Genomic DNA, 14,436 nt, shown 5'->3' with positions numbered 1-14,436 from the left:
CCGTGTGCGCACGCCCCTCACGCGCGTGCCGCGGCGAGTTCCGCCTCGATCAGGTCGGCCGCTCGCCGCGTACCGCCCTCCTTCGCCATCTCCGCCCGGAGCTCTGCCAGCCGGCGGCCCACCTCGGGGTCGTCGACGAGCGCGAGGGCCGCCTCGCGGAGCGTGCCGGCGGTGGCCTCCTCGGCCGGGACATGGCGTGCGACACCGAGGCCCTGGAGCATGTCCGCGTTGCCGAACTGGTCGGCCGCCTGCGGTACGGCGATCATCGGGGTGGCCGTGGCCAGGCCCTCCTGGCTGCCGCCCGCGCCCGCGTGCGTGACGAACAGGTCGGCCTGCTTCAGGACGGCGAGCTGCGGCACCCAGGACCGCACCTCCACGGTGTCCGGCACCCGGCCCAGTTCGGCGGGGTCGACGTGCTTGCCGATCTGGAGGACCAGGTGCCAGCCCGGCAGCCCGGCGAACGCCTCCACGCACTGTCTGTAGAACCCCGGCTGCTTGGTGAAGGCCGAGCCGAGCGAGACGAGGACGACCTTCTCGGCGTCGGCGGGCCGCTGCCAGTCGCCCTCCGCGGCCCGGTCGCCCTGGCAGGCGCCGACGAAGGTGTGCACGGTCTCGTCGACCCGGTCCGCGTTCGGCTGGAGCGCCCTGGGAATCAGCACGAGGGAGCGGGCCGGGCGGCCGGCGAACGGGTCGGGATGCTGGTGGATCCCGTTCTCCTCCAGCCAGGCCTGGAACCGCGCGTAGTAGGCCCGGCCGCGCTCGGTCTTCCTCGGCTCCTGCCACATCGGCTCGGCGACCTCCTCCTCGTAGCCGTCCCAGGCGACGAGGTTCGGCGAGAGGGAGACGGCCGGCACGCCCCAGCGGTGGGCCAGCACGCGGGCCGGGTAGGAGCTGATGTCGTGCAGCACGAGGTCCGGTTCGTCGCCCTCGTACGCCGCGATCAGCTGCGGCAGGGCCTGGATCGCGTCGTTCAGGAAGGGCTCGACATTGTCCAGCAGGGTGGTGCCCCACGCCTCCGGATCGTCGTCGGGCGAGGGCAGCGTCGAGTTCCAGAGCTTCACCTCGGCACCGGTCTCGGCGACCTTGTCCGCGAACGCCGGGGGGATCGCGTACGTCACCCGGTGCCCGCGCGCGACGAGTTCGCGGATCACCTCGAGACTCGGGTTCACGTGCCCGTGGGCGGCGATGGAGAACATGGCGATGTGGGTCATGCCCCGACCTTAAGCGAGACGAGACGTCTCGTGCAATTCAATGACCCCGTCGGCGCCGGTACCGCGCCGTGTGCCCGCTCACCGCTGGTAGCGCGCCAGCACCAGGTTCCCGTCCTCCTCCAGCCGTCGGCGCAGTTCGCCCAGGCCGATCGCGCCGCTGTAGTACTCCTGGAACGCCGGTGTCGCCACCTTGTCCTTCCACTCCGGGTATCCCCGCACGGACTGCGCCGGCGCCGGGCGGAGGTGGGCGGCGAGGGCGCTACCGGTGGCCCAGTCGTGCCGGGTGGTGCGCAGGGCGGGGTCCTTCAGGGCCTGCGTGCCGGTGGGCAGCATCCAGTCACCCAGGGCGAGGCGCACCATGTTCTCCGGTCGCAGCAGGAAGTCGATGAAGGCGGCCGCCTCCTTCTTGTACGGGCTGTCCTCGGCGATGGAGAGGGTCTGCGGGCTGACGCCCTGGGTGAGCCCGTCGGCGCCGGCCGGGGCCGGCAGCACCTGCCAGTCGAAGCCCTCCGGCGCCTGCTGCACGATCTGCTGGCGGTACGAGAACCCGAGCGGAACCATCGCGTACTTGCCGCCGAAGAAGCCGGGCAGCGTGTCCGAACCGCCGCTGCCCAGGGTCGAGGCCGACGCGCTGGAGTCGGTGTTGACCTGCTCGTGGATCGTCCAGCGCGGGCAGCACCAGCAGCCACGCGCCACGGTCGCCGGCACGCCGCTCGCGGTCCCGGCTCGGCGCGCGGGGCGCGGGACGACGCCGCACCTCGGTCACCCGTGTCACCAAGCGGCTCCTTCGCACGGCTCGTGACGTTGCGAAGCCCGGCGGGCCCCCGTCATGGTCGTGAAGCCGATGCGGGTCGTCAAGGCACCGCGCACACCGTCCGACCTGTGCGAATGCGACACTGGCCGACGAACGGCGGGAACGCGACAGCGCGGGACACGGGCCGGCGGCCCACGACGAGGGACCACGGAGGCGGACGATGGACGAGGCACGGGCGCGGGACGTACTGGACGCGGCGGGGGTACTGCCCGGTCCGGCGCGCGACGCGCGGCTCCTCGCCCTCGGCGAGAACGCGGTGTTCGCCGCCGGTGACCTGGTCGTCAAGGTGGGCCGTGACGCCGAACTGCTCGACCGGGCACGCCGGGAGCTGGCCGTCGCGCTGTGGCTGGCCGACGCCGGTGTCCCCGCGGTCCGGGCGGCCGGGGACACGGCCCTGCTCGTCGAGGGGCACCCGGTGACGGTGTGGCACCGGCTGGCCGATTCCGTACGGCCCGCCGAGCCCCGGGATCTGGCCGAACTGCTACGGGTCGTCCACGCGCTGCCCGCCCCCTCCTTCCCCCTGCCGGCCCGCGATCTGCTGGGCGGTGTCGAACGGTGGCTGCGGCTCGCCGGCGACGCGATCGACCCGGCGGACGCGGCGTATCTGCGCGAGCGGCGCGACGCCTTCGCGGTCACCGCCGCCGCGCTCACCCCGCATCTGCCGCCCGGCCCGATCCACGGGGACGCGCTGCCCCGCAATGTGCACGTCGGCCCCGACGGGCCGGTCCTGGTCGACCTCGAGACGTTCTCCGCCGACCTGCGCGAGCACGACCTGGTGGTGATGGCCCTCTCCCGCGACCGCTACGGGCTTCCGGCCGAGGCCTACGACGCCTTCACCGAGGCCTACGGCTGGGACGTGCGCTCCTGGGAGGGGGGCGCGGTGCTGCGCGGGGCGCGCGAGACGGCCAGCTGCGCCTGGGTGGCCCAGCACGCGCCGAGCAACCCCAAGGCACTGGCCGAGTTCGAGCGGCGGGTGGCGTCCCTGCGGGACGGGGACGAGACGGTGCGGTGGTATCCGTTCTGAGGGGGCGGCGTGCTGTCGCGTTCCCGGCGGGCGCGGCCGGTCCGCCCGTCGGCCCGCGGCCCGTCGTCACATCGGCCCGCGGCCCGGGGCCCGGGCCCGCGGGCGGCGGGCGGCGGGCGGCGGGCCGACGGGCGGCGGGCGGACGGGCGGCGGGCGGACGGTGACCCGGGAGGGCTCAGTCGTCGACGCGGGTGGTGAGCAGGTCGGCCAGGCCGATGCGGCCGTAGAAGTCGGCGCGGACGCGGTCGGCGACGTCGCTGACCGTCTCGGAGCCGTCGTCGGCGGGGTCGATCGTGGTGCGGAAGGGCCGCCGCCCCTTCGGCATGTCGACGATCTCGGTGATGGCCCGGGCGACCTGCCCGACGTCGGCGTCCTCGGGCGCGAGGGCCGCCAGCCGCTTGCCGACGTCCTCCATCAGCCCCCCGTACAGCGCCTCGTAGGCCTCGGCGGTGCCGGTGTCCTGCGGGTGCATGGCGTGGGCGAAGTGGTTGGTGCCGGACGTGAACGCGCCGGGGACGACGATGGCCGTGTCGATGCCGAAGCGGGACAGCTCCACCGCGTAGCTCTTGGCCAGGTGGTCCATCGCGGCCTTGGCGGCGAAGTAGGGCGCGAGACAGGGGGGCGTCCCGCCGTAGGTGCTGGACGAGCCGACCCACACCAGCAGACCGTCCCGGCGCTCGCGCATCTGCGGCAGGACCGCGCGGTTGACGCGCTGGGTGGAGATCACGTTGGTGTCGTAGATCTCCGCGATCTGCTCGGGGGTGAAGGATTCGGTCGGGCCGAGGACCATGTGGCCGACGTTGTGCACCACGACGTCGACCCTGCCCTCCTCGGAGGTGATGGTGTCGACGGCGGCGTCGACGGACTCCTGACCGGAGACGTCGAGCTCGACCGTGCGCAGATCGACGCCGTGCCGCTCGGCGTAGGCGCGGGCGTCGGCGACCGCCGGAGCGTTGCGGGTGGTGGTGTTGCGGATTCCGGCGTACACGGTGTGGCCGGCGTCGGCGAGGGCGCGGGCGGTCAGCGCGCCGAAGCCGCTGGAAGCACCGGTGACGAGGATCACGTAGGACATCACTTGCTCCATGAAGCGGGGTGGGCGGGGGATCCGGGGACGAGCGGCCGGTGCTGTCAGCCGAAGGTGATGACGCTGCGGCCCCGGGCGGTTCCGTCGGCCATGGCGGCGAGGGTCTGAGGCGCCTGGTCGAGGGTGATCGGGGTGACGTCGGGCAGGATGCCGTGCGCGGCGGAGAAGGCGAGCGTGTCGCGCAGGTCGTGCGGTGAGCCGGAGGGCGAGGCCGCCACGTGCAGGCGGTTGAGGATCATCGGCTGGGTGGGCAGGGTGAGGGGCGCGGGGCCGTAGCCGCACAGCAGCAACGTGCCGTCGGGGGCCAGGCCGCCCAGGGTGGCCGCCGCGGCCTCGGTGGACGGGGCGGCGTTCAGGACGAGGTTCGCGCCGCCGTCCCAGGCCTTGAGGGCCGTCGCCGGATCGGACTCCTCGGTGGCGACGAACAGTTCGGCGCCCAGCGCCTTGGCCTGGTGCTCACCGCGCCGGGAGCGGCCGACCACCGCCACGCGGGCTCCCATCGCCACCGCGTAGCGGACCGCGAGAGAGCCCACCCCGCCGAGGCCGACCACCGCCACCCGCGCACCCGCCTCGACCCCGCCCTGTCGCAGGCCGTTGAACGCCGTCAGGCCCGCGCACATCAACGGGGCGGCGGCGACCGGGTCCAGGCCGGCCGGCAGCGGCGTGACGAAGCCCGCCTTCAGCAGCGCGTACTCGGCGTAGCCCCCGTCCGTGACGACCCCGGTGATCCGCTTGGCCGGGCACAGGATCTGGTCGCCGCGCACGCAGTAGTCGCAGTGGCCGCAGGTGTCGTACAGGAACTGCGCCCCGACCGCGGTGCCGACCTCGGGCCAGGTGACGCCGGGGCCCACGGCGGTCACCAGGCCGGTGATCTCGTGGCCGGGAACGACGGGAAAACGCGCGAAGGGGTAGTGGCCGTGCAGCAGGTTCAGGTCCGAGAAACACACCCCGCACGCCGTGACCTTGACCAGCACCTCGCCGGCACCGGGCTGGGGAATGTCGAGATTCTTCAGGGCCAGCGGGGCGTTCACTCCGGTGGCAATGGCAGCACGCATCATGGGCTCCGGGAAATAGTGGCGCGGCGACGCGAACGCTTCCGGAAATACATGGGGACGTTAGCGTGTTCGCATCGCGCATATGCACGGAATTATTTCGGCGCATTGTCCGCGCCGTCCAATGCCTCTCCCGGCCGCATTGATGCGCATACGGCATCCGAGAAGGTCGCGGTGGCCGTTCCGGGGCCTGCGTGCGGTCTCCGGGCTCCTTGCCACGCCCGTCCCGCCGACGGCACCATGAGGGTGCCGAACGTCCCGCTCGGTGTTCGGCGGTTCCTCGGGAGGCTGCACGAGCGGCGTAGGACACGAGCCACGTACGACAGGAACCACGCCGTGAACGCTGCACTCCCCGCTCAGTTCGCCGAGAGCGCCTCGGTCGAAAAGTCCCTGCCCGCGCACCGGCTCATGTGCAGTGCCGACCTGGGGTGGCGCTCACTGCTCGCGCGCCACTACGCCGACCCCGCCGAGGCCGAGCAGTTCACGACGACGCCGACACGTGACCTGCTGGTCGTCACTGTCACCGGCGGGCGTTACACGATCGAGAGCCGGCAGGGCCGGACCTGGGCGCGCAGGCACTACCGGAGCGGAGCCATAGGGGTCACGGCCCCCGGTCACTCGAGCACCCTGCGCTGGCGCTCGCTGTCGCACGAACCGATGCGGTCGCTCCACCTGTTCCTGGCGGCCGGGCTCGTCGAGGACACGGTGGAGGAGTTCCGGGCGGCCCGCCTGTCCTCGCCGGTGCTGCCGGACGCACTGCTGTTGCGGGACCCGCTGGTCGAACACCTCGCGCACCGCATCCTGCGGGCCATGGAGGACAAGGCGCCGGCGCTGTACGCCGACTCCCTGGCCCAGGCCCTCGTGGTCCACCTCCTGTACGGACCGGACGCCCACCCCTCCCGGCCGGCCGGACCGGCGGTCCGGGGCGGCGGACCGGGCGGCGGACTGGGCGGCGGACTGGGCGGGAAGGCCCTGCGGCAGGTCATCGACTACATGCACGACCATCTCCAGGAGGACATCGGTCTCGACGAACTCGCGGCGCAGGTCCACATCAGCAAGTTCCACCTGCTGCGCCGATTCGCCGAGGCGACGGGCACCACCCCGCATCGCTATCTCACGGAACTGCGGACCACCCGTGCGGCCGCTTTGCTGGCGACCACCGACCGCAGCGTTCTGGACATCGCTCTGGAATGCGGCTACCGAAGTCCCGGACGCTTCGCCGCCGCCTTCCGCCGTCATCACGGAATGACTCCCACGGACTACCGCCGGCTGCGGGCGGACCGGTCCGCCGGGGAAATGCCGTAGGCGGAGCACCGCAAGAAGCGGCCATCGGGAAGCAATCAGGGGAGAGAAATGGCGCGTCCGCCTCGGCAGAGTTGAGTGAGGCCGTCCGTCACCCGGACGTGGGACCGCTCGCGAGAGCACCGAGAGGACATCACCATGCACGCCGGCCCGCCTCCCCTGGGCAGCACCGACGCATCCACCTACGGGGAAGCGGACGGCACGGCCCAGGACGATCCGATCGACCTCGACTTCCGCAGGCTGCGGTACTTCGTGGCGGTCGCCGAGCGCCGGCACTTCGGCAGGGCGGCCGCCGCGCTGCACATGACCCAGCCCGCCCTGTCCCGACAGGTGCGGCAGCTGGAGGAGGACCTCCGGGTCACCCTCTTCACCCGTCACACGCGCAACGTCACGCTCACACCTGCCGGCGAGCAGTTCCTCCATGACGCGCGCGAGTTGCTCACCGCCGGGCGCGCCGCCCAGCACCGGACCCGCCGTGTCGGCGCCGGCGCGCACACCCTGTCCGTCGGTTTCGTCCTGGGCACCGATGTCACGGCGGCCGTGAACGCGTTCTCGGCCCGGCGGCCGGACGTGTCCGTCACACTGGTGCGCCTGCGCTGGTGGAACCAGACGGAGACGCTGTCGGAAGGGAGCGTCGACGTCGCCTTCGCCCGCCTCCCCCTCGGTTCCGACGCACTGCGGGTCATGCCCCTGTACGCCGAGCCTCTCAGCGCGGTACTGCCGGCCGGCCATCCTCTGGCGGACCAGGCGAAGGTCGACCTCGCGGCCCTGGCCGACGACCCGGTCCTGCAGTACGCCGTCGCCACGACGGCCTGGGCGACGGTGTGGAACGCCGAACCGCACCGCGAGGGCCGGAACGCCGGGCCCGGCCCCGCCTTCCACGACATGGAGGAACTCCTCGGCTACGTCGGTGCCGGCCGCGGCGTCGCGTTCGTGCCGGAACCGGTGGCGGCGCTCCATCCGCGTGCCGGCATCGTCTACGTACCCGTCGCCGACGTTCCGCCGGGACAGGTGGCACTGGTGTGGGCCGGCACCGACACCTCACGGCTCGTCGGCGAGTTCGTCGAGTCCACCGCCGCAGCGCTGCGGGCCGACCCGCACTCCAAGCCGTGAGGGTGGCGGCGCGGTCGTGGCGTCGAGCCTCGGTCAGACCCGGTCGGCCGTCGGCCGGCGCAGTGGCCAGGCCGCGTCCACCACCGCCGTCGGGTCGCCCCTGCGGCGCAGGAAGTCCTGGAAGTCCGCCGCCCACTCGGCGTACCACTCGATCTGGCGGCGGTGCAGTTCCGCCGGGCCGAGGGCCGCGATCTTGGGGTGGCGGTCGGCTATCGCGCAGGCCAGCCGGGCCGCGGCGAGCGCGTCGGCGGAGGCGTCGTGGGCGCCGTCGAGGACGACGCCGTACTCCGTGCAGACCGCTTCGAGGTTGCGCTTGCCGCGCCGGTAGCGGTCGACCTGGCGGTCGATGGTGTACGGGTCGATGACCGGCGCCGGGTCGAGGCCGCCGAGGCGGTCGCGCAGGGACGGCAGGCCGTACCGGCGGAGTTCGGCGGCGAGCAGGGTGAGGTCGAACGCCGCGTTGTAGGCGACAACGGGGACGCCCGTCTTCCAGTACCCCACGAGCACGTCCGCGATGGCGTCCGCGACGCCGTCGGCCGGGCGGCCCTCGGCGGCCGCGCGTTCGTTGCTGATCCCGTGGACCGCCACGGCGTCCGCCGGGATCTCCACTCCCGGGTCCGCCAGCCATTCCCGGTGCCCGATGGGCTGCCCGCCCCTGACCTCGATCACGGCTCCCGTGACAATGCGCGCCTCACGCGGATCGGTCCCGGTCGTCTCCAGGTCGAAGCCGATCAGCAGCTCCCTGTGCCAGCCCATGGGCGGCCCCCTTCTTGGTGGTGCTTTCCCCCAGTGGTCCCCACGATCGCATGCGGCACTGACAATCAGAGGACAGCGTTCCGCTAGGGCGCGGGCATGACGGCGGGAAAGGTGACGCCAATTCAGGACACAGGGCGTGAATCCACCCATGCCGCCTCGAACTCCTCCCGATAGGTACCGAAGAGCCCGACCTCGTCCACTTCGCCCGACTTGACGACCCGGCTGCCGTTGCGCAGCACCAGCACCGGCGCCTCCATCCCGCGGGTGCGGCGCAGATAGGACTGCACGACCGCGATGCCGTCGGAGCCGTCGCCGTCCACGAGGTAGGCGGTGAAGCGGGGGGTCTCGTCGTAGACCTGGATCTCGAACGCGCCCGGGTCCCGCAGCCGGCCGCGCACCCGGCGCATGTGCAGGATGTTCATCTCCACGGCCCGGCTCAGCTCGCCCCGCTTGATGCCGAGTTCGCGCTCGCGCCGCTTCACCGCGCTGGAGGCCGGGTTGAGGAACAGCAGCCGCACCCGGCAGCCGCCCTCGGCGAGGCGGACCAGTCGGCGCCCGGAAAAGTTCTGCACGAGCAGGTTGAGCCCGATGCCGATGGCGTCGAGACGGCGGGCGCCACCGAAGATGTCCTCGGCGGGGAACTGGCGCATCAGCCGCACCCGGTCGGAGTGCACGGCGACCACGTCCGCGTAGCGGTCGCCGACCAGGTCCTCGACCGCGTCGACCGGCAGCCGGCGCGCCGAGGGGACGTCGCCGCCCGAGCCGAGGATCTCCAGCAGGCGTGCCGAGGCCCGCTCGGCCTGGTTCAGCACGGCCTCGGACAGGGCCCGGTTGCGCGAGACGACGTTCCGGGTGACCTCCAGCTCGTCGAGCGCGAGTTCGACGTCCCGCCGTTCGTCTATGTAGGGCTCGAAGCACGGCCAGTGCTGCACCATCAGTTCGCGCAGCTGCGGCAGAGTGAGGAAGCTGAGGACGTTGTCGTCGGCGGGGTCGAGCAGATAGCCCTTGCGGCGGCTGACCTCGCGCACGGCGACCGCGCGATGGACCCACTCCTGACCGGCCGGGCCGGCGGCGGCGACCACCCACTCGTCGCCGTGGACGGGCTCGTAGATGGGGCGCAGCACGGCGGCCACGACCGCGCGCAGCCGCTGTTCGACGAGGTTCAGCCAGATGTAGGCACGGCCCGCTCGCTGCGCGCGTGTGCGCACCTCGTGCCAGGCCTCGGCGCCCCAGTCCAGTTCCGGGCCGATCGAGTGCGTCTCCATCGGTCTGGCCAGGGACACCGTGCCGGGCGGGACGTCTGTGGAGTTCCCCTCGTGACCCTCGTCACCAGGGGGCAGCTCCAGGCCTCCCGAGCCCACCCGCGCACCGCCTTCCGCTCCCCCGAGCACTCCCCGTCCCAACGATCAAGGAAGGGTACTCCGGGAGCGGTCGGCGGTGCAGCAGGATGGGCAGGCTCGTTCCCCAACTTCCTTATTCCGGGCGTCCATTCCGACCGGCCAGCTCGGCCGGGGTGAGCGGATTCATAGCGGTGACGTCACGCGGCACGACGGACAGGCCCTGCCAATGGACCGGCATGGGCTGCTGGTCCTCGTCCCGCGCCACGTGGTGGAAACCGACGTTGACCCAGACCACGGGGTTCTTCAGCGTCTGGCCGTCGACCCACTTGTCGACGGACTTGCCGTGCCCGGCGCCGCAGTTCGGCAGGTTGTCGCTGGCGTACTGCTCGCACTTGTCGTACTGCGTGAAGTAGACGTCGTGCTTGGTGTAGCCGCGGCCGGGGTACTTGGCGCCGGCGCCGGGCACGATCTCGTACGAACGTGGGTGCCCGTCCTTGTTCCTGCCGGTCGCGCTGACCACACGCCACCAGCGCATGTTCCGGGCGTCGCCGGCGAGTTCCTTGGTGATCGGGGTGCGGGTGGTCTTGTTGGTGGGTGCCGGGCGGCCGTTCGCGGGCGCGCTGACCTTGGAGTCGTACTGCTCGACCCTCCCCTTGGTGGAGCCGTCCAGGTTGAAGTTGAGCCTCCAGAAGACGTTGTGGCTGTGGCTGGTGGCGTAGGCCTTGGCGCCCTTGCCGATCGGCCAGCCGCGGCCGTCGCCGGCGTCGTAGTCCATCGGCGAGAGCGAGCCGGTGGCGCCGACGTTCATGGCGATGGTGCCGTCGTCCTGGAAGCGCCACTCGGTGATGTACTCGTACCAGCCGACCTGGTTGACGGTGTAGACGAGCAGGTCCTTGCCCTGCATCTGGAAGACCTTGTTCGCCGTGTCGCCCTGCATGCGGTAGGCGTGGCCACGCGAACGGGTGGTGGTGCACAGGCCCTTGACGTTCTGGTGGGAGGGGTCCCAGGCCTCGGGTACCCGGACGGTCCTGATGGTGCCGCCGGGGCACTCGCCGGGCGCCAGGTCCTTCAGGCCCTGGCCGAATCCGGCCTGGGTGAGGTCGTGGTACTCGTTCTCGCCGTCGTCGTACGGTACGTGGATCTGGCCGAGCTTGGCGGAGGCGAGCACCTTGACGGGGCGGGCCTCGCCCGGCGGCTGGTAGGTGATGTGCTCCAGGACCAGGCCGGCCTCCTTGTGGTAGCGCCAGCACATCCGCCAGGTGGTGCCGGTGGAGAGCTTCTGCTGGATGCGGTACGCGGCGCTGCACTCGGCCGGCGGAGCCGGCGCGGCCTTGGGCCGGGCGGCGGCCGGGGCCTGGGCGGTGACGCCGGCGGCCAGCCCGGCCAGGGCGAGGGCCAGGGCCGTCCGCTTGAGGGCACGGCTGTTGCTGATCACGGGCATGACGAAGAGGACTCCCTTGCGGACGGCTCGGGCGAGCCTTCTGGAGGATCGGGTCGGAGAGGTGGACGGGGCCGAGGCGGCTGCGGGCTGCTCTCGCGCGCGGGCGGCTCAGTCGGCGAGCGCGCCCACCTTGCGGGCGCTCAGGTCGACCACCAGGGACCGCGCGTCGATCCACGGCCCGTTCTTCACCTTCGGGAACAACCGCACGCAGCGGTGCTCGCCGCACCGGTCGAGCACGGCGGGCTGGGCGCCCGGGGCGGCCCGGTACACCATGCTGTTGAGGAGCAGCTGGTCCGGCGAGGTGAGCTCCTTGCCGGTGGCGTCCCGGTAGTCCGCCTTCAGGCCCGCGCCCAGCGGGTCGGCGATCAGCAGCCGGGCCGCCTGGGTGGCCTCGTCGCGGCTGAGCGGCGGCTGGACGCCCTGCTGCCGGGCGGTCCGCTCGACCTCCCCGGTGTCGAGGTTGACGGTCCGGGTGACGAGGGTGTCGTCCCGGTAGTCGTAGAACGCGACGTCGGCACGCCGGGGCGCCTTCGGGTCCCCCAGCTCGTCGGCCTCCGGTTCGGCGAGCTCGACGCCGAGGCCCTGCGGCCCGCGGTCGCCGTCGACGTCCTCGCCGGAGGCGCGCAGCTGCCGGTTGAGGGCGATCCGCTCGACGCGCTCCGTCTCGTCCTCGGTGAGCGGGTCGCGGCCCGTGCCCTTCTCGCCCTCGGCCGGGGCCGCCGCCACGACGCCCGGCGGCACGGCTGCCCGGCCGTCTCCCGGGCTCCGGGCCGCCTGCTGGGCTCCGCCGCGCCCACCGGCCGTTCCCCCGGCCGTGCCCTCCGCCCCTGCCGTGCCGGGCAGGGTGATTCCCACCATCACCGCCGTCCCGGCGACCGCGATGGCGGCACCGGCCACCACCTTGCCCAGATGGCGGTGCACTGTAGTGCGCACAATCTCCCCCTACTCCCCCTGATCTTCGAGGGAGTACGTGTCTGCCCCACTGGTTCGGCATACCTCGTATGCACTGGTCGACCGGTAAGAGGGGGGTAAGTCCTAGGTGGTTCCCTCACTTTCGGGGAGACTCGGGGTCAAGGCGACCCCACCGGCACGAGACACCTGGAAGAGTCGTATCCATGCAGGTCTGGCCTGGAGAGGCATATCCGCTCGGCGCCACGTACGACGGCGCCGGCACCAACTTCGCGGTCTTCACGGAGGCCGCGGACCGAGTAGAGCTGTGTCTGCTGCACGACGACGGCTCGGAGACGGCAGTGGAACTGCGGGAGAGCGACGCGTTCGTCCGGCACGCGTACCTGCCGGGCGTCATGCCCGGGCAGCGGTACGGCTACCGCGTGCACGGCCCGTACGCCCCGGAGCGGGGGCTGCGCTGCAACTCGGCGAAGCTGCTGCTTGACCCGTACGCGCGCGCGATCAGCGGTTCGATCGCGTGGGGCGAGGAGGTGTACGGCTACCCGTTCGGCTCACCGGACAAGCGCAACGACCTGGACTCCGCACCGCACACCATGACCTCCGTCGTGGTGAACCCGTACTTCGACTGGGGCGACGACCGGCCGCCCCGCACGGAGTACCACGACACGGTGATCTACGAGGCCCATGTGAAGGGCCTGACCATGCGCCATCCGGGGCTGCCGGAGGAACTGCGCGGCACCTACGCGGCGCTCGCCCATCCGGCGGTCATCGAGCATCTCACCGGGCTCGGCGTCACCGCCCTGGAGCTGATGCCCGTACACCAGTTCGTCAACGACCACCGTCTGGTGGACATGGGCCTGAACAACTACTGGGGCTACAACACCATCGGCTTCTTCGCCCCGCACAACACGTACGCCTCCTGGGGCGACCGCGGGCAGCAGGTCCTGGAGTTCAAGTCGGCGGTGCGGGCGCTGCACGAGGCCGGGATCGAGGTGATCCTGGACGTCGTCTACAACCACACCGCCGAGGGCAACCACCTGGGGCCGACGCTGTCCTTCCGGGGCCTGGACAACCCGTCGTACTACCGCCTGGCGGACGACCCCCGGTACTACATGGACACCACCGGCACCGGGAACTCCCTGCTCATGCGGTCCCCGCACGTGCTGCAGCTGATCATGGACTCGCTGCGGTACTGGGTCACCGAGATGCACGTCGACGGGTTCCGTTTCGACCTCGCCGCCACACTGGCCCGGCAGTTCCACGAGGTGGACCGGCTGTCGTCGTTCTTCGACCTGGTGCAGCAGGACCCGGTGGTGTCCCAGGTGAAGCTGATCGCCGAACCCTGGGACGTGGGCGAGGGCGGCTATCAGGTGGGCAACTTCCCGCCGCTGTGGACGGAGTGGAACGGCAAGTACCGGGACACGGTACGGGACCTGTGGCGGGGCGAGCCGCGCACGCTGGCGGAGTTCGCCTCCCGGCTGACCGGCTCGTCCGACCTGTACCAGGACGACGGGCGCCGGCCGCTCGCCTCCATCAACTTCGTGACCTGCCACGACGGCTTCACGCTGCACGACCTGGTGGCGTACAACCACAAGCACAACGAGGCGAACGGGGAGGACAACCGCGACGGCGAGAGCCACAACCGGTCCTGGAACTGTGGCGCGGAGGGCGAGACCGACGATCCGGACGTGCTCCGGCGGCGGGCCCGGCAGATGCGCAACTTCATCGCCACGCTGATGCTGTCCCAGGGCGTGCCGATGATCAGTCACGGCGACGAGTTCGCCCGCACCCAGCACGGCAACAACAACGCCTACTGCCAGGACAGTGAGCTGTCCTGGGTCCAGTGGCCGCCGGACGGCAGCGACCTGCTGGACTTCACCCGCGCGATGGTGTGGCTGCGCAAGGACCACCCGGTGCTGCGCAGGCGACGCTTCTTCCACGGCCGGCCGGTGGAGGGCACGCACGACGAGCTGTCCGACATCGCCTGGTTCACCCCCGAGGGCAGGGAGATGACCCAACGGGACTGGGAGTCGACGCAGGCGTCGGCGCTGACGGTGTTCCTCAACGGCAACGCGATCTCCGAGCCGGGGCCGCGCGGGGAACGGATCACTGACGACTCGTTCCTGCTGATGTTCAACGCCTCCCCCAAGGCGCTGGACTTCGTGCTGCCGGTCAACCACGGACGGCAGTGGCAGGTCGTCGTCGACACCGCCCGGCCCGAGGGCGTGTCACCGGGCACGGGCGCGAAGGTGGCGGCCGGTGACCGGCTGACGCTGGAGGACCGGAGCCTGACGGTGTTGCAGCGGCCCGCCTAGACGCGGGTGGCGCTCTCGGGCACGCGCGCGTGAGGGGTGTTTCGGGGCACGCGCGCGTGGAAGGCGTTCTCGGCG

At 72.0% G+C, this 14,436-nt stretch carries 11 protein-coding genes and 1 pseudogene; 4 read left to right on the top strand and 8 right to left on the bottom strand.

The annotated features are described in order from the left end of the window. Positions 1 to 17: 17 nt before the first annotated feature. Positions 18 to 1,211: a macrolide-inactivating glycosyltransferase gene (gene mgt, locus IPT68_RS28665; protein WP_194074018.1), complete on the bottom strand. Its 1,194-nt coding sequence runs from the start codon at positions 1,209 to 1,211 to the stop codon at positions 18 to 20. Positions 1,212 to 1,289: 78 nt separating this feature from the next. After that, positions 1,290 to 1,874 (bottom strand): annotated as a pseudogene (locus IPT68_RS28660) (extracellular solute-binding protein); the annotation flags it as partial. Positions 1,875 to 2,185: 311 nt separating this feature from the next. Between IPT68_RS28660 and IPT68_RS28655 the strand changes: the two are divergent. Beyond that, a complete protein-coding gene (locus tag IPT68_RS28655; protein ID WP_189702126.1) occupies positions 2,186 to 3,049 on the top strand; it encodes a phosphotransferase enzyme family protein in 864 nt (287 codons plus the stop codon). A gap of 175 nt (positions 3,050 to 3,224) precedes the next feature. On the opposite strand, the gene IPT68_RS28650 is transcribed toward IPT68_RS28655, so the two are convergent. Both IPT68_RS28650 and IPT68_RS28645 read right to left on the bottom strand, forming a co-directional pair. Then, the gene (locus IPT68_RS28650; RefSeq protein ID WP_228039967.1) at positions 3,225 to 4,121 is read right to left on the bottom strand and encodes an SDR family oxidoreductase; all 897 of its coding nucleotides are present in this window, start codon (positions 4,119 to 4,121) and stop codon (positions 3,225 to 3,227) included. 56 nt (positions 4,122 to 4,177) lie between these two features. Continuing rightward, positions 4,178 to 5,188: an alcohol dehydrogenase catalytic domain-containing protein gene (locus IPT68_RS28645; RefSeq protein ID WP_189698741.1), complete on the bottom strand. Its 1,011-nt coding sequence runs from the start codon at positions 5,186 to 5,188 to the stop codon at positions 4,178 to 4,180. A gap of 333 nt (positions 5,189 to 5,521) precedes the next feature. Between IPT68_RS28645 and IPT68_RS28640 the strand changes: the two genes are divergently transcribed. Then, complete coding sequence (locus tag IPT68_RS28640) at positions 5,522 to 6,490, top strand: AraC family transcriptional regulator (RefSeq protein WP_189698740.1); 969 nt, start codon at positions 5,522 to 5,524, stop codon at positions 6,488 to 6,490. Between the two features lie 135 nt (positions 6,491 to 6,625). Further along, a complete protein-coding gene (locus tag IPT68_RS28635) occupies positions 6,626 to 7,600 on the top strand; it encodes a LysR family transcriptional regulator (protein ID WP_189698739.1) in 975 nt (324 codons plus the stop codon). Positions 7,601 to 7,633: 33 nt separating this feature from the next. Here the strand turns inward: IPT68_RS28635 and IPT68_RS28630 are convergent, their stop codons facing one another. From IPT68_RS28630 to IPT68_RS28615, 4 genes are all read right to left on the bottom strand, one after another. Beyond that, complete coding sequence (locus tag IPT68_RS28630; RefSeq protein ID WP_189698738.1) at positions 7,634 to 8,356, bottom strand: 3'-5' exonuclease; 723 nt, start codon at positions 8,354 to 8,356, stop codon at positions 7,634 to 7,636. Positions 8,357 to 8,478: 122 nt separating this feature from the next. After that, positions 8,479 to 9,717 (bottom strand): SAV2148 family HEPN domain-containing protein, encoded by a 1,239-nt coding sequence (locus tag IPT68_RS28625; protein WP_189698737.1) that lies wholly within the window; start codon positions 9,715 to 9,717, stop codon positions 8,479 to 8,481. Between the two features lie 112 nt (positions 9,718 to 9,829). Further along, complete coding sequence (locus IPT68_RS28620) at positions 9,830 to 11,137, bottom strand: copper amine oxidase (protein ID WP_189698736.1); 1,308 nt, start codon at positions 11,135 to 11,137, stop codon at positions 9,830 to 9,832. Positions 11,138 to 11,245: 108 nt separating this feature from the next. Further along, positions 11,246 to 12,070, bottom strand: a complete 825-nt coding sequence (locus IPT68_RS28615) for a Tat pathway signal sequence domain protein (RefSeq protein ID WP_189698735.1) — start codon at positions 12,068 to 12,070, stop codon at positions 11,246 to 11,248. Positions 12,071 to 12,252: 182 nt separating this feature from the next. On the opposite strand from IPT68_RS28615, the gene glgX reads away from it, so the two are divergent. Then, complete coding sequence (gene glgX / locus IPT68_RS28610) at positions 12,253 to 14,361, top strand: glycogen debranching protein GlgX (protein WP_189698734.1); 2,109 nt, start codon at positions 12,253 to 12,255, stop codon at positions 14,359 to 14,361. Positions 14,362 to 14,436 lie beyond the last annotated feature (75 nt).

The sequence above is a fragment of the Streptomyces chromofuscus genome, from assembly GCF_015160875.1.
Taxonomy (GTDB): Bacteria; Actinomycetota; Actinomycetes; order Streptomycetales; family Streptomycetaceae; genus Streptomyces; species Streptomyces chromofuscus.
This window is presented reverse-complemented; position numbering and strand designations above follow the sequence as displayed.